15 protein-coding genes are annotated in these 17,161 nt (G+C 70.5%); 9 read left to right on the top strand and 6 right to left on the bottom strand.

The window, feature by feature from the left end; all coding sequences use genetic code 11:
* Positions 1-129 precede the first annotated feature (129 nt).
* From ACIHFB_RS37020 to ACIHFB_RS37030, 3 genes are read right to left on the bottom strand one after another with little or no spacing between them, the layout of a single operon-like run.
* Entirely contained in the window at positions 130-3,636 is a 3,507-nt protein-coding gene (locus ACIHFB_RS37020) for a 5-oxoprolinase/urea amidolyase family protein (protein ID WP_400129211.1), read from the bottom strand.
* A complete protein-coding gene (locus ACIHFB_RS37025; RefSeq protein ID WP_365282382.1) occupies positions 3,633-4,253 on the bottom strand; it encodes an urea amidolyase associated protein UAAP2 in 621 nt (206 codons plus the stop codon). The genes ACIHFB_RS37020 and ACIHFB_RS37025 overlap by 4 nt, the downstream gene beginning before the upstream one ends.
* On the bottom strand, positions 4,250-5,086 hold the full coding sequence (locus ACIHFB_RS37030; RefSeq protein ID WP_400129212.1) for an urea amidolyase associated protein UAAP1: 837 nt from the start codon (positions 5,084-5,086) through the stop codon (positions 4,250-4,252). The genes ACIHFB_RS37025 and ACIHFB_RS37030 overlap by 4 nt, the downstream gene beginning before the upstream one ends.
* 162 nt (positions 5,087-5,248) lie before the next feature.
* Here ACIHFB_RS37030 and ACIHFB_RS37035 point away from each other — a divergent pair, with 162 nt between their 5' ends.
* The 6 genes from ACIHFB_RS37035 (at position 5,249) to ACIHFB_RS37060 (ending at position 10,825) form a co-directional block, all read left to right on the top strand.
* Complete coding sequence (locus ACIHFB_RS37035) at positions 5,249-5,884, top strand: TetR/AcrR family transcriptional regulator (protein WP_400129213.1); 636 nt, start codon at positions 5,249-5,251, stop codon at positions 5,882-5,884.
* Between the two features lie 314 nt (positions 5,885-6,198).
* A complete protein-coding gene (locus ACIHFB_RS37040) occupies positions 6,199-7,821 on the top strand; it encodes a sensor histidine kinase (RefSeq protein WP_400129214.1) in 1,623 nt (540 codons plus the stop codon).
* Positions 7,818-8,225 carry a roadblock/LC7 domain-containing protein gene (locus ACIHFB_RS37045; protein ID WP_365282386.1) on the top strand — a complete coding sequence of 136 codons (408 nt, stop codon included), beginning with the start codon at positions 7,818-7,820 and terminating at the stop codon, positions 8,223-8,225. Before ACIHFB_RS37040 ends, ACIHFB_RS37045 begins: the two co-directional genes overlap by 4 nt.
* Entirely contained in the window at positions 8,222-8,632 is a 411-nt protein-coding gene (locus ACIHFB_RS37050; protein WP_400129215.1) for a DUF742 domain-containing protein, read from the top strand. Before ACIHFB_RS37045 ends, ACIHFB_RS37050 begins: the two co-directional genes overlap by 4 nt.
* Positions 8,613-9,233, top strand: a complete 621-nt coding sequence (locus ACIHFB_RS37055; protein ID WP_400129216.1) for a GTP-binding protein — start codon at positions 8,613-8,615, stop codon at positions 9,231-9,233. The genes ACIHFB_RS37050 and ACIHFB_RS37055 overlap by 20 nt, the downstream gene beginning before the upstream one ends.
* 98 nt (positions 9,234-9,331) lie before the next feature.
* Positions 9,332-10,825 (top strand): cytochrome P450, encoded by a 1,494-nt coding sequence (locus ACIHFB_RS37060; RefSeq protein WP_400129217.1) that lies wholly within the window; start codon positions 9,332-9,334, stop codon positions 10,823-10,825.
* A gap of 47 nt (positions 10,826-10,872) precedes the next feature.
* On the opposite strand, the gene ACIHFB_RS37065 is transcribed toward ACIHFB_RS37060, so the two are convergent.
* Together ACIHFB_RS37065 and ACIHFB_RS37070 are read right to left on the bottom strand one after the other, a co-directional pair.
* The gene (locus tag ACIHFB_RS37065) at positions 10,873-11,823 is read right to left on the bottom strand and encodes an RluA family pseudouridine synthase (protein WP_365282390.1); all 951 of its coding nucleotides are present in this window, start codon (positions 11,821-11,823) and stop codon (positions 10,873-10,875) included.
* A 10-nt stretch (positions 11,824-11,833) separates the two neighbouring features.
* Positions 11,834-13,366 carry an amino acid permease gene (locus ACIHFB_RS37070; protein ID WP_400129218.1) on the bottom strand — a complete coding sequence of 511 codons (1,533 nt, stop codon included), beginning with the start codon at positions 13,364-13,366 and terminating at the stop codon, positions 11,834-11,836.
* 212 nt (positions 13,367-13,578) lie between these two features.
* On the opposite strand from ACIHFB_RS37070, the gene ACIHFB_RS37075 reads away from it, so the two are divergent.
* The 3 genes from ACIHFB_RS37075 to ACIHFB_RS37085 all read left to right on the top strand — a co-directional run bounded on the left by ACIHFB_RS37075 (position 13,579) and on the right by ACIHFB_RS37085 (position 16,161).
* Positions 13,579-14,199 carry a PadR family transcriptional regulator gene (locus ACIHFB_RS37075; RefSeq protein WP_400129219.1) on the top strand — a complete coding sequence of 207 codons (621 nt, stop codon included), beginning with the start codon at positions 13,579-13,581 and terminating at the stop codon, positions 14,197-14,199.
* A 175-nt stretch (positions 14,200-14,374) separates the two neighbouring features.
* Entirely contained in the window at positions 14,375-15,388 is a 1,014-nt protein-coding gene (locus tag ACIHFB_RS37080; protein ID WP_365282393.1) for an ATP-binding cassette domain-containing protein, read from the top strand.
* Positions 15,385-16,161 carry an ABC transporter permease gene (locus ACIHFB_RS37085; RefSeq protein ID WP_400129220.1) on the top strand — a complete coding sequence of 259 codons (777 nt, stop codon included), beginning with the start codon at positions 15,385-15,387 and terminating at the stop codon, positions 16,159-16,161. The genes ACIHFB_RS37080 and ACIHFB_RS37085 overlap by 4 nt, the downstream gene beginning before the upstream one ends.
* 120 nt (positions 16,162-16,281) lie before the next feature.
* Here ACIHFB_RS37085 and ACIHFB_RS37090 read toward each other — a convergent pair whose 3' ends face one another.
* Positions 16,282-17,127 carry a siderophore-interacting protein gene (locus tag ACIHFB_RS37090; RefSeq protein WP_400129221.1) on the bottom strand — a complete coding sequence of 282 codons (846 nt, stop codon included), beginning with the start codon at positions 17,125-17,127 and terminating at the stop codon, positions 16,282-16,284.
* Positions 17,128-17,161 lie beyond the last annotated feature (34 nt).

The raw sequence follows: 17,161 nt of genomic DNA on the forward strand, positions 1-17,161 counted from the left end.
TGTGCTCCTCAGTATTGCTGAGCGGGACTGGTGAAATCCGCCGAGGGAAGCGCCCCGTAAGGGGCGCGGGGAACTGCGCGACCAGCTACGACGGACCTGCAGACGAGTCACGGCCTTCCAGCTGAGCGCTCAGCGCGGGGTGGGCGCGAGGACGAGCAAGGCCGTCCCTGCCTCCACCGTGTCCCCGGGCCGGACCAGGATCTCGGTCACCACGCCGTCGGCCGGCGCATGCACCCTGGATTCCATCTTCATCGCCTCCAGGGCGAGCAGCGGCTGCCCGGCGGTCACCGTGTCTCCCGGCGAGACGCTCACCTGCCAGACCGACGCGGCGAACTCGGCCTCCACCAGCCGACCGCCCTCCGGCACCAGCACGTCGGCGGGCGGTGCTGCCATCGGCGCCTCCGCCCGGGTGAACTCGCCCGCCGCCTCCCAGGCGTCCCGCTCCGCCGCGAAGGCGGCACCCTGCCGGGCCCGGAACCCGGCGACGGACTCGGCGTTCTCGGCGAGGAAGGCCTGGTACTCGGCGAGCGAGAACGTGCCCTCCTCGATACGCGGCACAAAGCGCCCGGACTTGATGTCGGCGCGCAGCTCCAGCAGCTCCCCGGCATCCACCGGGTACCACTTGATCCGGTCGAAGAAGCGCAGCAGCCAGGGCGACCCCGGCTCGAACGCGCCGCGCTGCTGCCACCCGGACCAGACCTGGGTCGTACGGCCCACGAACTGATATCCGCCCGGGCCCTCCATGCCGTAGATGCACAGATACGCCCCGCCGATACCGACCGAGTTCTCGGCCGTCCAGGTGCGTGCCGGGTTGTACTTGGTGGTGACCAGCCGGTGCCGCGGGTCGAGCGGGGTCGCCACCGGCGCGCCCAAGTAGACGTCTCCCAGGCCGAGTACGAGGTACTCCGCGTCGAAGACCGTGCGGTACACGTCCGTCACCGAGTCGAGTCCGTTGACCCGGCGGATGAACTCGATGTTCCACGGACACCAGGGCGCGTCGTCGCGCACGCCCGCCATGTAGCGGGCGATGGCCTCGCGGGTCGCGGGGTCGTCCCAGGAGAGCGGCAGATGGACGGTGCGGGAGGGCACGACGAGTTCGTCGGAGGGAGGGAGCGTGGAGACCGTCTCCCTCACCGCGGCGAGGAGTTCGTGCTGCGGCAGCCGTCGCGGGTCTGCCTGGATCTGGAGGGAGCGGATGCCCGGCGTGAGGTCCGTGACCCCGACCAGGGACTCCGCGGCCACCGCCTCCATCAGCGCGTGGACCCGCATGCGCAGCGCCAGATCCAGCTGCATCGGCCCGAACTCGACGAGCAGGTTGTCGTCACCGCTGCGCCGGTACGTCACGTCGCCGTCCCGCGCCAGCACCCCGCCGTCCACGATCCCGGCCCGGGGCGCGCCGTCGACACCGACCGGCACGAACCGCACGGTGTCACCCGGCCGCAGCTGGCCCATCTTCCACCGCTCCGCGCTCAGCACGGTCGCCGGGCACACGAACCCGCCGAGCGAGGGGCCGTCCGGGCCCAGCAGCACCGGCATGTCGCCGGTGTAGTCGACGGCGCCGACGGAGTACGGGGTGTCGTGGATGTTGGACGGGTGCAGGCCTGCCTCACCGCCGTCGGTGCGGGCCCAGCGGGGCTTCGGGCCGACCAGCCGGACGCCGGTCCGCGCCGAGTTGAAGTGCACCTTCCAGTCGGCCGCGTAGAAGTCCCGGATGTCCTCCTCGGTGAAGAACTCCGGTGCGGCATGCGGGCCTTCGACGGCGCCGATGTGCCACACCGTGTCGAAAGCAGGGCGGTCTTCGACGGGTGTGGGCATGCCTTCCGTGGTCGTTCCCCCGTGCAGTACATCGCCCGTCCGCAGTGCCCGGCCCCCGTGCCCGCCGAACCGGCCCAGCGTGAAGGTGCTCGCGCTGCCCAGGAACGCGGGCACGTCCAGACCGCCCGCGAACAGCACATACGTCCGCAGCCCGTGCTCCGCGGGCGCCCCGATCTCCAGTACGGCGCCCGCGGGCACCGTCACCGGCTCCCACTGGGCGACCGGCGCACCGTCGACGGTCACCGGCGCGGGAGCGCCCGTCACGCACACGGTCGTCGCCCGTGTGAACCTCAACGCCGGTCCCTGGAGGGTGCATTCGAGACCGGGTGTGCCCTCGGGGTTGCCCAGCGCCCGGTTGCCCAGGCGGAAGGACAGGTCGTCCATCGGGCCGCACGGCGGCACGCCGACCTGCCAGTACCCGGTGCGGCCGGGCCAGTCCTGAACGGTGGTGAGCGTCCCGCCGGAGACGACTTCGACGCGCGGCGTCGGGTCCGTCACCTGCGCCAGGGTGGCCGTCGAGTGCGTGGCCGCAGCGAAATCCCGGTCCGTGAGCGCCGCCCGCACCAGCCCCAGGTTCGTCTCGATGCCGTCGACCCGGGTGCGGGCCAGCGCCTCGTCGAGCCGCCGCAGCGCATGCTCACGGTCCGGGCCGTACGCGATGACCTTCGCGAGCAGAGGGTCGTACGACGTCGTCACCTCGGTGCCCGTCTCCACCCAGCCGTCGACCCGCACGCCCGGCGGGAACTCCACCCGCGTCAACAGGCCGGCGCTGGGCCGGTGTTCGCGGCTCGGATCCTCCGCGTAGAGGCGTGCCTCGACGGCGTGGCCGCGCGGTGCGCCCGGGTCGCGTACGACGTCCGTCTCGCCGCGGGCCAGCCGCAGCATCCAGGCGACCAGATCGACGCCGTAGATCTCCTCGGTGACCGGGTGCTCGACCTGGAGGCGCGTGTTGACCTCCAGGAAGTAGGCCTCCTCGCGGGCGGCGTCGTAGACGAACTCGACGGTTCCGGCGGAGCGGTAGTCGACCGAGGCGCACAAGTCACGTGCGGATGAGGCGAGTCGATCCCGCACACGGTCCGGCAGCCCGGGTGCGGGCGCCTCCTCCAGCACCTTCTGGTTGCGCCGCTGGAGGGAGCAGTCCCGGTCGCCGAAGGTGACGACCTTCCCCGTTCCGTCGCCGAAGACCTGCACCTCGACATGGCGGGCGTGCTCGACGAGCCGTTCGAGGAAGACACCCGCGGAGGAGAAGGACGCGGCGGCGACGCGCTGCACCCGCTCCCAGGCGTCGGTCAGTTCGTCGGCCGAGCGACATGCCGACATGCCGATACCGCCGCCTCCGCCGGTCGCCTTGAGCATGACGGGAAAGCCGATCGCCCGGGCCGCGTCCAGGGCCTCCGCGACCGAGCCCAGCAACCCCGTGCCCGGCGCCAGCGGCACCCCGGCCGCCTCGGCCGCCGCCCGTGCCGTGTGCTTCGCGCCGAACAGCTCCAGCTGCTCCGGCGTCGGCCCCACGAACACGATCCCGGCGTCCTCGCAGCGCCGCGCGAACGCCGCGTCCTCGGACAGGAAGCCGTACCCGGGGTGGATCGCGTCCGCGCCGGTGTCCTTGGCGGCCTTCAGCACCAGGTCCGCGTCGAGGTACGACTCCTTCGCGGGTGCCGGGCCCAGCCGTACCGCCGTGTCTGCGAGCCGGACATGGGGTGCGCCGCGGTCGGCGTCGGAGTACACGGCGACCGTGCGCAGGCCGAGTTCACGGGCGGCACGGATGACACGTACGGCGATCTCGCCTCGGTTGGCGACCAGCAGCGTGTCGAAGCTCATGCGCCGGCCTCTTGGGGAGCGGATCCGATCGTCATCTCCACCGCGGTCGGCTCGAAGCCGTTGCAAGGGTTGTTGATCTGCGGGCAGTTGGAGACCAGGACCAGCACGTCGCGTTCCGCGCGCAGGGTGAGGGAGAGGCCGGGTGCCGAGATGCCGTCGACGATGCCGAGCGTGCCGTCCTTCTCGACCGGCACGTTCATGTACCAGTTGATGTTGGAGACCAGATCCCGCTTGCCCAGCCCGTACTTCGAGCCCTCCGCGAGGAAGTTGTCCACGCACGCGTGCTGCGACCACGTGTGATGGCCGTACCGGAGGGTGTTGGACTCCTTGGAGCAGGCGCCGCCGACCGTGTCATGCCGGCCGACGTCGTCGGCGACCACGCTCATCAGCGGTGTGTGTTCGTTGGACATGAGCACACTGCCGGTGGTGAGGAAGAGGTTCCGCTGCGCCTGGATCGTGTCGGGCGCGCTGTAGCGGACCGAGGTGTCATGGGCGTCGTACACCAGGAAGTCGACGGCCTGATTGCCGTGCAGGTCGGTGATGGTCAGGGTCTCGCCGGCGCGGACGACGGACGACCAGGCGGCGCGGGCCGGAACGACGGTCGTGCTCGTGCTCATACGAGCCCCCTCGCGGCAAGGAATTCGGCGGTGTTCAGGAAGGCCCGGCGGCCCTCGGGGGAGGCGTCCCACAGCGGGTTGTCGGCCCTGGTGGGCTCGGCGCGCCAGGCGAGGACCTCCAGCGGGGTGCTGACGTAGTCGTCCCGCGGATCGACCGGGTGGGGCACATTGGCGATCAGTACGGTGACGTCCTGCTCGGCGCGCAGCGTCACACTGCCGCCCGGTCCTGCCGAACCGGTGAAGTCGAGCGCGCCGTCCTCGCGCACCTCGACGCCCTGGAAGAAGGAGAGCGACGGCGGCAGATCGCGCGGCTGAAGGCCGTTCTTCGCGGCGGCCAGCTTGAGGAGTTCACGTCCGGCCGGTGAGCCGGACTGCGGGGTGCCGTCGCCGTACCGCTCGGTGTTCCGTACGAGGGTGGAGGTGCCGCACAGCGCGTCGTGCCGCCCTGAGGTGTCGGCGACGAGCGAGGCGAGGACCCGGCCCTGGTCGGAGAGGAGCAGCAGGCCCTCGCCGAGGTAGGCGTTCCACTGCACCTTGACGGTGTCGGCGACGTTCAGCCGCTCCCAGGGCCGGTCGGCGACGTACAGCAGCAGATGCGCGCAGGCGTCGCCGCGCAGGTCGGTCAGTCGCAGCTCGGTGCCGCGGGCCAGCACGCGGTGGGTGTAGTTGCCGCCCGCCACCGTCTCCGCCCACACCAGGTGGCCCGCCTCGCAAGGCGGCGCCGGCCAGGTGCCGGCCGGGATGACGGGCATGGTCTCGGTCTGCGCGCCCTCCTGGGCGCGCGCATGTGCGCGGGCTCCGTAGGTGGTCGCTGTCGCCTTCCCCGTCGTCATCGCGGACCTCCGGCTCGGGTGTCTTGATTTCCGTCGCTTCATTTCTGTCGCTTGACAGAAATTAGGCACCGGGCGCGTCACCGGCATTGCCCGGCTGTTGCCGCCTGGTTACCCGTTCCTCACGGAGATCACGACCTGCGCCGATGTGCGAGGATCGACCGCATGGGCACGAGCAGGGGTCGACGCGTCGGCAGACCGCGGGCCGCGCAACGGCCCGAGAGCGGGCTCGAGCCGCGGGACGAACTGCTCGCGGCCGCCGCCGAGTTGTTCACCACGCGCGGCTATGCGGCCACCACCACGCGGGCCGTCGCCGAGCGCGCGGGCATGCGGCAGGCGTCCATGTACCACTACGTCTCCGGCAAGGAGGAGCTGCTCGCCGCGCTCCTGGAGTCCACGGTCGCTCCGTCGCTGGCCTACGCGCGTGAACTGCTCGCCGACTCGGCCGAGGACCCGACCCCGGCCGAGGACCGGCTCTGGGAGCTGTGCCGCGCCGACGTGGAACTGCTGTGCAGCGGCCCGCACAATCTCGGTGGCCTCTATCTGCTGCCCGAGGTGCACGCCGAGCGGTTCGCCGGCTTTCATGCCGTGCGCGCCGAACTCAAGGACGCCTACCGGCAGTTGCTCGCCGCCACGGCCGCCGGCGGTGCGCTCGCCAAGAGCGACTTGGAGCTGCGGACGGATCTGCTGTTCGGGTTGATCGAGGGCGTGATCCTGGTCCGCCGCTCCGAGCCCGAGCGCCCCGTCTCGGTGTTCGCCGAGGCCACGGCGGATGCGGCGCTGCGGATCGCCGGGGTCTGAGCGCCGCCCACGGAAGGTGATCTTCACCCGTCACGGTGAGTGGTTTTCGTACGTCCGTACGCCGTCACGCACCGTGTGCGAATGATCTCTGAGCGTGCAAATGGGGCTGAGAATACTCGCGTCCTGTGCCCCATTTCAGGTGCTTGCTGAATATGACACAGCGATGATCCGGTCGGACTAAGCTCGCCCGCAGCGCACCGAGTTGGCACATATTCGTGCGCTTGTTCCCAAACATGCAAAAAATCCCGACAGTTCCATGACGTACCCACTGCAAGCTCCCCCGATACCCCGCCGATTCATTTCAGAGGGCCTACATGGTGAGTGTCCAAGCTCCTCCCGCCTCTCCGCCCCGTCGACGTGAACTGCCGTACGCGCGCGTGCTGTTGCTGCCGGCCATACTGATGGCCGCGGCGACCGGAGCCGCCGTCGCCCTGGTGACGGTGCCGGCCCGGGTGGCCGTCGGCCTGTGCGGTGCCGTCGCCACACTGCTGGTGATCGCGACGGCAGCCGAAGCGGTGCGCCGCGGCCGTGCCCTGCGGGACCTGCGCACGGAGTACGCCGGTCACCGCGCGTATCTGGAACGGCGGCTCGCCGCCCGCGACGAGGAGATGTACCGCCTCGCGCAGGAGATCGTGCCCGCCGCCATCTACCGGCTGCGACACGGCAACGCCCCCTTCGAGGTGATTCGCGACCTCGGTCTCATCGACCCGTCGTATCGCGAACTCCCCGAATCCCAGGTGCTGTTGATCAGGTCGATGCTCGAACTGGTCGACTTCGAGGAGACCCTGCGCGACTCCGCACAGCGCTCCTTCGTCAACATCGCCCGCCGCGTCCAGGCCATCGTCCACCAGCAGAACGTGGAACTGCGGGAGATGGAGGAGGACCACGGGCGCAACCCCGAGGTCTTCGACGACCTGCTCCGCATCGACCACGGCACCGCGCTGATCGGCCGCCTCGCCGACTCCATCTCCGTCCTCGGCGGCGGCCGCCCGGGCCGCCAGTGGCCCGAACCCGTACCGCTGTACAGCGTGCTGCGCGGCGCCATGTCCCGGATCCTGGAGTACCGGCGCATCTCGCTGGACGTCATCGCCAAGGTCAACATCCGCGGCATCTCCATCGAGCCGGTCATCCACGCCGCCGCCGAACTCCTCGACAACGCCACCCGCTACTCCCCGCCGCAGACCAAGGTGCACGTCAACGCCGTCGAGGTGCAGACCGGCGTCGCCATCGAGATCGAGGACGCCGGCGTCAGCCTCAGCGAGGAGGCCCGCGCCCGGGTCGAGGCCATGCTGGAACGCGCCAAGGCCAGCGCCGACCTCCAGGACCTCGGTGAGAGCCCGCGTCTCGGCCTCGCCGTCGTCGGCCGGCTCTGCGCGCGGTACGACATGCAGGTCTCGCTGCGCACCTCGGCGTACGGCGGTGTGCGCGCCATCCTGGTGGTGCCGCGCGCGATGATCACCGAGGAACCCGCCTCCGCCTACGCACACGGCATCGGCGCGGCCGCGGTGCCCAAGCCCGAACTCGGCGCGCTCGAAGGACCCAAGCGCAAGGAGAAGCGGCGCCGTCCCACCAGCCCCAAGATCCCCGCGTCGGTCTCCATGGAGGACGACATCCCGGAGGTCACCGAGTGGACCGCCCAGGGCCTGCCGCAGCGCCGCAGCCGGGTCAAGATCCCGCTCAGCCAGCGGCTCGCCGAGCAGGCCGCCTTCGAGCGCGCCGAGCAGGAGGCCCGGGAGGCCGGGAGGGCCGGGGAGTCCGTCTGGACGACGGCGCCCGAGCCGGAGCCCGAGCCGGAGGAGAAGGACGAGCCCGTACCCGGCCAGTGGGTCGAGGCGTTCTGGAACGGACTCAAGCGCGACCCGGACCCCACCGCATCCGCCCAGCCGACCAATGAGCCGGCCCACGCCCCGGCCGACGACGAGGGAGACCTCAAGTGATCCAAGCGCGAGCCAACTTCGACTGGATGCTCAAGGATCTCGCCGACGGCGTACCCGGCATCGAGATGATCGTGGTGCTTTCCGCCGACGGCCTGCGCATCGCCCGCCACGGCGGCGACCCGGACGCGGCCGACCGCGTCGCCGCGGCCTGTGCGGGCCTCCAGAGCCTGGCGGGCGCGGTCGCCCAGGAGATCCCGGGCAGCGACGGCAAGATGAAGATGGTCCTCATCGAGATCAACGGCGGCTACTTCTATCTGATGGCCGCCGGCCCCAACGCCTATCTCGCCGTTCTCTCCGACATCATTGCCGAGCCCGGCCTGATGAGTAACCGCATGGCCGATCTCGTCGTCCGCATCGGCGCCCATCTCACCAGTCCGCCCAGGCGCAACGGGCAGACCGTATGACTCCTCCGCAACGCCGACGCCGATTTCCCAAGGCGGAACCACCACCTCCGCCGCCGCGACCCGAGGGCGGCGGCCAGAAGGTCGTGAAGAAGGTCGAGCGGCTGTACGTGATCTCCGGCGAGGACGGCGCCCGCGCCCCCCTCGACCTGGTCACGTTAATCGTGGCGTGCGCCGATCCGCCGGCCTCCTCCACACCCGAGCAGACGGCGCTGCTCCGGCTGTGTACCGCCCCACTGTCCGTGGCCGAGCTCTCGGCCTATCTCAACCTGCCGTTCAGCGTGATGACGGTGCTGCTCACCGAGTTGCTGGCGGCCGATCTGGTACAGGCGCGCGCCCCCATCGTGCGGCAGTCGGTCGCCGACCGTTCCCTTCTCGAAGCGGTGATGCATGGACTTCAAAAGCTCTGACACGATCCCGGGCCCACGCACCGAGGACCATCTGCCGCACACGGCCCAGGCCGCGGTGAAGATCGTGATCGTCGGCGGCTTCGGTGTCGGCAAGACGACCATGGTCGGTTCGGTCAGCGAGATCAGGCCGCTGACCACCGAGGAGACCATGACGCAGGCCGGTATCGGCGTCGACGACAACTACGGCTCCGAGACCAAGACGGCCACCACCGTGGCGATGGACTTCGGCCGTATCAGCATCACGGACCAGCTCGTGCTGTACCTCTTCGGCACCCCCGGCCAGGAACGCTTCTGGTTCCTGTGGAACGGCCTGTTCGAAGGGGCACTGGGCGCCGTCGTGCTCATCGACACCCGCCGGCTCGAGACCAGCTTCGACGTCATAGGGCGTCTCGAGGAGCGCGGCGTGCCCTTCGTCGTCGCCGTCAACTCCTTCCCGGACGCGCCCCGTTACCCCTTGGCCGACCTGCGGGCCGCGCTCGACCTGCCCGCGGAGATCCCCATCGTGGAGTGCGACGCACGCCGCCGGGCCTCCAGCCGGGACACCCTCATGACCCTGATGCGCTTCCTGCACTCGCTCGCGATGACGGGCGCGCTCACCTGACCGCCGTATCCGCCACTCCCGGACATCGAAGACCCGGACATCGAAAAACCCGGACATCGAAAACCCTGGACATCGGAACCCCTTTCGGAGCGACCCCTGTGACGCCTGAATCCCACTCCCTGGCCGGCCCGCACGACCCGATCGCCGCCCCGCCCCCGGGCTGCCCCGCACACGGCGCCGGCCCCGGGGGAATGCACCGGCTCTACGGTCCCGAGGCGACGGACCTGGGTGCCCTGTACGAGCAACTCCGCGACGAACACGGCACGGTGGCCCCCGTGCTGCTCCACGACGACGTGCCGATGTGGGTGGTCCTCGGTCACACCGAGAACCTGCACATGGTGCGCACGCCCTCGCAGTTCTGCCGGGACAGCCGTACCTGGACCCCGCTCGTGGAGGGCATGGTCAAGCCCGACCACCCGCTGATGCCGCACATCGCCTGGCAGCCCATCTGCTCCCATGCCGAGGGCGACGAGCACCAGCGGCTGCGCAGCGCCGTCACCGGCGCCATGTCGACCATCGACCACCGCGGCATCCGCCGGCAGATCAACCGCTACACCCAGCGCCTCGTCAACGACTTCTGCGGGAAGGGCAGGGCCGACCTGGTCAGCCAGTTCTCCGAGCATCTGCCGATGGCCGTGATGTGCGAGGTTCTCGGCATGGCCGAGGAGTACGACGACCGCATGGTGCAGGCCGCCCGTGACGCGCTCAAGGGCACCGAGACCGCGATCGCCAGCCACGGCTACGTGATGGACGCCCTGAGCCGGCTCACCGCCGCCCGCCGCGCCAGGCCGATGGAGGACTTCGCCAGCCACCTCATCACCCACCCGGCGCGGCTGACGGACGACGAGGTCAGGGAGCATCTGCGCCTGGTGCTCTTCGCCGCCTACGAGGCCACGGTCAACCTGCTGTCCAACGCGCTGCGGATGGTGATCACCGACCCGCGCTTCCTCGCCCAGCTCAACGGCGGCCAGATGACCGTGCCCGAAGCGGTCGAGCAGTCCCTGTGGGACGAACCGCCGTTCAGTACCGTCTTCGCCTACTTCGCCAAGCACGACACGGAGTTGGGCGGCAAGCGCATCCGCAGGGGCGACGGACTGCTCTTCGCCCCGGCGCCGGGCAACGTCGACCCGCGTATGCGCCCCGACCTCTCCGCCCATATGCAGGGCAACCGTTCGCACCTCGCGTTCGGCGGCGGCCCGCACGAATGCCCCGGCCAGGACCTCGGCCGCGCCATCGCCGACGTCGGCGTCGACGCGCTGCTGCTACGACTGCCGGACGTCCAACTCGACTGCGAGGAGGACGAGTTGCGGTGGACGGAGTCGATCGCCTCCCGTCACCTGGTCGAGCTGCCGGTCCGGTTCGCACCGAAGCCGCAGCAGGACGTGATGCAGAAGCCGAGCCACGCCCCGGTCCCGCAACAGCGCGCCGACAGCTGGCAGATCGGCACGCTCCCGCCCCAACCGGCCCCGCCCGCCCCGGCACCGGTCCCCACCACCCCCGCCGAACCCCAGCCGACGGCCACGACTCCCACCGAACCGACCCACCGTCCGAGCGCCTGGCGCCGCTTCCTGCGCTGGTGGAGCGGCACCTGACGGACCCCGCCGGCCCGCAGCCGGCGAACCGCCCGTCCGGCGGAGCCCTAACTCCCCGTCCACGTGTCGTACGAAGCCCACGCCTCGAGCGTCCGCCCGCTGCGGAAGACATGCTCGACCCCGGTGACCGGATCGGTGAACTCCAGTGCCCGCGCCAGCAGTTGGAGCGGGCGCCGGAAGTCGCCGGCCGGCACGGGGGCGGTCACCTCCGGGTAGAGCGGATCGCCGAGGATCGGCACCCCGAGCGTGTTCATGTGGACGCGCAGCTGATGGGTCTGGCCGGTGCTCGGCGTGAGCCGGTACCGGCCCAGCCCGTCCGCACGCCGCTCGATCAGCTCGACGCGGCTGACGGCGTTCACCTCGCCGGCGACCTCCCGTGCGGCCGGCACCCCGCGCTCCTTGAGGATCCGGCTGCGCACGGTCCGGGGCAGGGTGAGCCCGGCATCGTACGGGGCCACGGCCTCGTACTCCTTGCGCACCCGCTTGTCGCGGAACAGTGCCTGGTAGGCGCCGCGCTCCTGAGGCCGCACCATGAACAGGACGATCCCCGCGGTGAGCCGGTCGAGCCGGTGCGCGGCGCCCAGCGACTCGATGCCCAGTTCCCGCCGCAGCCGTGCCAGGGCGGTCTCGGTGACATGGCTGCCGCGCGGCGTGGTGGCCAGGAAGTGCGGTTTGTCGACGACCACGATGTGCTCGTCCCGGTACACGACCTCCAACGGGAACGGCACCCGCACCTCGGCCGGCAGCTCCCGGTGGAACCACACGAACATCCCCGGCACATAGGGCGCGTCGGCCGCCACGGCCCGTCCGTCCGCCCCCACGATCAGCCCGTCGCCGAACATCCCGTCGACCACCCCGGACCCCGCCCCGGACAGCCGCTCCACAAGATGCTCGCGCACCGTGGCCCACGGCCCTTCGACGGGCAGCCGCACCCGCACCGCGTCCACCCCGTCGCGCTGCGGCAGGGGGGAGGACGGGATCGGGGTCTTGCGTCTCACCCGGTCAAGCCTACGAGACCGCCGTTGCCGTACGGCTCTTGTGGATGCGGTACGCCGCACCCGCCACCACGGTCACCGCGAGGAACAGCACCGTGAACCACTGGAAGTACCAGTGCCCGCCCGCCGGGTCGTACACCGCGGCCCGCGGCCACGCCAGGTTGACCGTCATGAACAGGCCGTACACCAGCGCGAGGGCGTTGACCGGGATGCCCCAGCGGCCGAGGGAGAACAGGGGGGTGCCCCTCTCGTCGGTGCCTTCGGCGGTGAATTCGCCGCGGAGCCGACGGATCAGCAGCGGGCCGGTGACCATCGCGTAGGCGAGGTACAGCATCACGATGCAGGTGGTGCCGATGGCCAGGAACGCCTCCGGGGAACCGAAGTTGAGCAGCAGCAGCGCGGCCGCGAGCACGCCGACCACCAGGGCGGGCGCCATGGGCATACCGGTGCGCGGGTTGACCTTCGCGAGGCTTGCGGCGAAGGGCAGCTGGCCGTCGCGGGCCATGGAGAACAGCATGCGGGAGGCCGCCGTCTGGATGGCCAGGGTCGCCACGGTGATCGCCACCACCACATCGACCAGCAGGGCCCGCCCGACGCCGTCGCCCAGGCTGCTGGTGAGGACGTAACTCATGCCCTCGATGCCGAGCCGGCCGTCGGTGAGGCTGGGCGCGGCCAGCAGTCCGCCGAGGATGATCAGGCCGCCGAGCAGGCCCGCCGAGGCGAGCGCGGTGAGGATCGTACGGGGAGCGGTGCGCCGCGGCCGGCGTGTCTCCTCGCTCATCTCGCCGGCGCTGTCGAACCCGATCATCACGTACGCCGCCGTGAACGAGCCCACCAGCAGGGCCCCCACCAGACCCGACTCGGCGGCGGTCCCGGTCTCGAAGGTGATGCCCGGGGAGCGCTCGGAGTGGGTGAGCAGCAGGACGATGATGAGGACGGCGCCGATGATCTCGGCGGTGACGCCGACGCGGTTGACCAGCGACAGCACTCGGTTGTCGAGGATGTTCACAAAGGTCGTCAGGGCCAGCAGGATCACACCGAGAAGCGCCGCGTTGGCCGCGCCGCTCGCCGAGGTGGGCGCCGGGTCGTCGCCGATCAGCTGGAAGCCGGACCAGATCGCGGGCATGACCACCTGGAGGGCGAGCGCCGCCGCGGCGACGACCACGATCTGCCCGATGACCATGATCCAGCCGGCGAACCAGCCGAAGGTGAGGTTCGACAGACGCGAGGACCACTGGTAGATCGCACCCGAGATCGGATAGCGCGCGGCCAGCTCCGCGAAGCAGGCGGCCACCAGCAGCTGCCCGAGCAGCACCGCCGGCCAGGCCCAGAAGAAGACGGGGCCGCCGAACGCGTACCCGAACGCGAAGAACTGGAAGACGGTCGTCAGTACGGAGATGAAGGAGAACCCGGCCGCGAACGAGGCGTACTCGCCGAGGCTGCGGTGCAGCTCCTGGGGGTAGCCGAACTCGGCGAGGGAGCGGTCGTCGGACGACTCCGGCGGGTCCGGGCGTACGTCGGAGGGGGCGGTGGTCACGAGCGGCACCTGCCTTCGGCGCGGAAGCGACGGGGATTCCTGTCGGATGACAGAAATTAGGGAGGGCCTGTTTCGGGAGCGTCACTTAGGCATGTCCACGGCGAACCCAAATACTCACGCCCTTGCCGTGCGCGCCGGGTCGCGATACATCGTGTGTGTTGACGGTTCCTGATGCCTCGCGATATGTTCGGCCACGGATATTCGGAAACGAGGTGGACGCCATGGCGAGGAAGCGCCGCAAGCTCAGCAACCCGTTGGCGCTCGCCGTGATGACGACCCTCCTTCAGAAGCCGATGCATCCGTACGAGATCGCCCAGACCCTGCGCAGCCAGGGCAAGGACGCCAGTACGAAAACCAACTACGGCTCGCTCTACACGGTCGTGCAGAACCTCGAGAAGCACGGCTTCGTCGAGGTGACCGGTGTGGAACGCCAGGGCAACCGCCCCGAGCGCACGGTGTACGGGCTCACCGAGGCCGGGCGTGAGGAGATGACCGAGTGGCTCTCCGACCTGCTGGCCATCCCGGCGAAGGAGTACCCGATCTTCGAGACGTCGCTCTCGCTGATGGCGGCGCTGCCTCCCGACGAGGTGGTGCGGCTGCTGGAGATGCGGCTGAGCTCGCTGGAGGTGCAGGTGGCGAGTGGCCGGGGGGCGCTCGAGAAGCTCTACGAGACGTTGCCGAGGCTCTTCCTCGTCGAGGTCGAGTACCAACTGCACATGGTCGAGGCGCAGGCCGACTGGATCCGCGGCTTCCTCGACGAGGTCAGGAAGGGCTCGCTGCCCGGCGTCGAAGGATGGCGGTACTACCACGAAACGGGGGAGCTGCCACCGGAGTTCACGTAAGGACGTAACGAGAAGAACCCCGGCAGGGCTGTTGCAGCAGCCCGCCGGGGTCACGAACCCCGAACCGACTCCGCCGTGCAGCGCAGCCAGGCCATCGAGGTGCGGCACACTCAGGATAGCCCGGCGCTCTGCACGCGGATCAGTTGTCATCCGCTCACTCAGGAGAGCTGTCGTGATGAGTAGCAGTACACGTGCGCCCGCAGTGCGGGCGCACGACCTGATCAAGACCTACCCCGGCGAGGTCACCGCCCTGGGCGGCATGGACCTCACCGTCGAGCCCGGCACCGTCTTCGGCCTCCTCGGGCCCAACGGCGCCGGCAAGTCCACCACCGTCAAGATCCTCACCACCCTGGCCCGCCCCGACTCGGGCACCGCCACCGTCGCCGGGCACGACGTGCTGCGCCACCCCGACCGGGTGCGCCGCGCGATCGGTGTGGTCGCCCAGAACTCCGGCGCCGACCCGGTCGCCACCGGCCGTGAGAACCTCCAACTCCAAGGCAGGCTCTACGGCTTGAAGGGCGCCGCCCTGAACCGTCGGGTGGACGAGCTGCTGGACCGCTTCCAGCTCGCCGACGCCGCCCGCCGCCCGGTCAAGGGCTACTCCGGCGGTATGCAACGCCGCCTCGATGTCGCCCTCGGCCTGGTGCACCGGCCCGAGGTGCTCTTCCTCGACGAGCCCACCACCGGCCTCGACCCGGAGGCCCGCACCGCGATGTGGGACGAGATCGCCCGGCTCGCCGGCGACGAGGGCCTGACCATCCTGCTCACCACCCACTACCTCGAAGAGGCCGACCGGCTCGCCGAGCGCATCGCGATCGTCGACCGTGGCCGGATCGTCGTGGAGGGCACCCCGCACTCCCTCAAGGGCGAACTCCGCGGCGACGCCGTCCACATGGAACTGCGCACACCGGTCGGCGAAGCCGGTCGTACGCTGCTTCAGGCCGCCCTCGGTGAACTGCCGGGCCTGCACGAGGTGCTGGTCGACGGGCACCGGATCAGTGTCCGCGCCGACGACGGGGCGGCGGCGATGCCCGAACTGCTGGGGGCACTCGCGCGAGCCGGGGTCGCTGTCGCCGCCGCGACGGTCGCGCGTCCCTCCCTCGACGACGTCTATCTGCGGTACGCGGGCCGCCGTTACTCCGAGGCCGACGGCACCGGTGACCTTCTCGTGGCCGGAGGTGTGCGATGAGCACCGCGGTGTCCCAGACCTGGTACATGACCCAGCGTCAGCTGATGGTGTTCGCCCGCCAGCCCGCGTACGCGATCATCACCCTCATCCAGCCGGTGATCTGGCTGTTCCTGTTCGGCAACCTCTTCAAGAAGGTCGTCGAACTGGGCGGCTTCGGCACCACCTCGTACCTCGACTACCTGGTGCCGGGCGTGGTCGTGATGAGCGCGCTCAGCTCCAACCTGTGGGCGGGCATGGGCACGCTGGAGGAGATCCAGCGCGGCACGCTCGACCGCTTCCTGACCACGCCGGTCAGCCGGGCCGCGCTGATGAACGGGAACGTCGTCAACAACGGCCTGGTCACCGCCCTGCAGTCGGTCATCATCGTGCTGCTCGGCCTGCTGGGCGGCGCCGACTACCCGGGCGGCATCGGCGGCATCCTGGTGCTGATCCTCGCCTCCGTGCTGCTGGGCACGGTTTTCGGGGCGCTGTCCAACGCGCTCGGCATGCTGGTGCGGCAGCGGGAGTCGATCATCGGCATCAACACCTTCCTGCTGCTGCCGCTGACCTTCCTGTCCAGCGCGTTCATGGCGCCCGCCCAGATGCCCGGCTGGATGCGGCACATCGCCGACTTCAACCCGCTCAACTGGGCGATGGTCACGGGCCGTTCGGCCATGGCCGACTCGCCCGACTGGGGTGACGTACTCAGCCGCGGCGGCGCGCTGCTGGCGCTCGCGGTCGCGGCGGTGTGGCTGTCGATCCGGACGTTCCGGTCCTACCAGCGGTCGGTCTGACGGCCTTCCGGTTGGACGAGCGGTCGGTCTGACGGTGACGGCCTTCGGTTCGACGAGCGGTCGGTCTGACAACACAAAGGCGGCCCGCGCTCTCAACGCGCGGGCCGCCTCCGTACGTTGTCACGCCGCGGGCGACGCGCCTTCCTGCTCCGCCTCGATGCGCGCGTTCCAATCCCGCTTCGACGCCTGCCAGCCGTCCTCGTTGTGGCCGAGCCGCCAGTAGCCGGAGATCGAGAGGTCCTCGCGCGCGATCTGCCGCTCGACCCGCAGCAGTGCGCGCAGCTCCTTCACGCAGGCCGCCTCGCCGTGGACGAAGGCGTGCAGTCGGCCCTCCGGGAACTCCAGTGCGCGGACCGCCTCCACGAGTGCCTCGCCGACGGGCCGGGCGCCGCGGTGCAGCCAGACGACCTCCACGTCCGAGTCGATCTTCTGCTCCTCCTCGGGGCCGGAAACCTCCACGAAGGCATGGGCTCGGGCGCCGGCGGGCAGCGCCTCCAGGGAGCGGGCGATGGCGGGCAGTGCGCTCTCGTCGCCCACGAGCAGATGCCAGTCGGCGTCCGTGTCGGGGGCGTAGGCGCCGCCCGGACCCATGAACAGGACGGTCTCGCCGGGCTGTACGCGCACGGCCCAGGGGCCCGCGAGGCCCTCGTCGCCGTGGATCACGAAGTCCAGGGACATCTCGCGGTGTTCGGCGTCCCAGTGGCGCACGGTGTAGGTCCGGGTGACCGGCCACTGCTCGCGCGGGAACTCCTCGCGGATGCGCTGCATGTCGAAGGGCTCGGGGTAGGTCACGCCCTCGGCCGGGAACAGGATCTTGACGTAGTGGTCGGTGCAGGTGTCCGCCGCGAACTCGGCCAGTCCGTCGCCGCCGAGCACCACGCGCTGCATGTGCGGGGTGAGCCGTTCGGTACGGACGACCTGCGCGGCATGGGGCTTACGCGGCTTGCGGTCCGGACGCTCTGCCATGACGACCTCCGTGCTCCATTGCTTAGGCTTACCT

Origin of the sequence: Streptomyces sp. NPDC051963 (assembly GCF_044593495.1) — a bacterium.
Classification (GTDB): domain Bacteria; phylum Actinomycetota; class Actinomycetes; order Streptomycetales; family Streptomycetaceae; genus Streptomyces.

Coding starts and splice junctions, on each gene's coding strand:
- ACIHFB_RS37080 (WP_365282393.1), top strand. CDS start 14,375: ATGAGTAGCAGTACACGTGCGCCCGCAGTGCGGGCGCACGACCTGATC.
- ACIHFB_RS37090 (WP_400129221.1), bottom strand. CDS start 17,127: ATGGCAGAGCGTCCGGACCGCAAGCCGCGTAAGCCCCATGCCGCGCAG.
- ACIHFB_RS37030 (WP_400129212.1), bottom strand. CDS start 5,086: ATGACGACGGGGAAGGCGACAGCGACCACCTACGGAGCCCGCGCACAT.
- ACIHFB_RS37075 (WP_400129219.1), top strand. CDS start 13,579: ATGGCGAGGAAGCGCCGCAAGCTCAGCAACCCGTTGGCGCTCGCCGTG.
- ACIHFB_RS37055 (WP_400129216.1), top strand. CDS start 8,613: ATGGACTTCAAAAGCTCTGACACGATCCCGGGCCCACGCACCGAGGAC.
- ACIHFB_RS37040 (WP_400129214.1), top strand. CDS start 6,199: ATGGTGAGTGTCCAAGCTCCTCCCGCCTCTCCGCCCCGTCGACGTGAA.
- ACIHFB_RS37025 (WP_365282382.1), bottom strand. CDS start 4,253: ATGAGCACGAGCACGACCGTCGTTCCGGCCCGCGCCGCCTGGTCGTCC.
- ACIHFB_RS37020 (WP_400129211.1), bottom strand. CDS start 3,636: ATGAGCTTCGACACGCTGCTGGTCGCCAACCGAGGCGAGATCGCCGTA.
- ACIHFB_RS37035 (WP_400129213.1), top strand. CDS start 5,249: ATGGGCACGAGCAGGGGTCGACGCGTCGGCAGACCGCGGGCCGCGCAA.
- ACIHFB_RS37050 (WP_400129215.1), top strand. CDS start 8,222: ATGACTCCTCCGCAACGCCGACGCCGATTTCCCAAGGCGGAACCACCA.
- ACIHFB_RS37085 (WP_400129220.1), top strand. CDS start 15,385: ATGAGCACCGCGGTGTCCCAGACCTGGTACATGACCCAGCGTCAGCTG.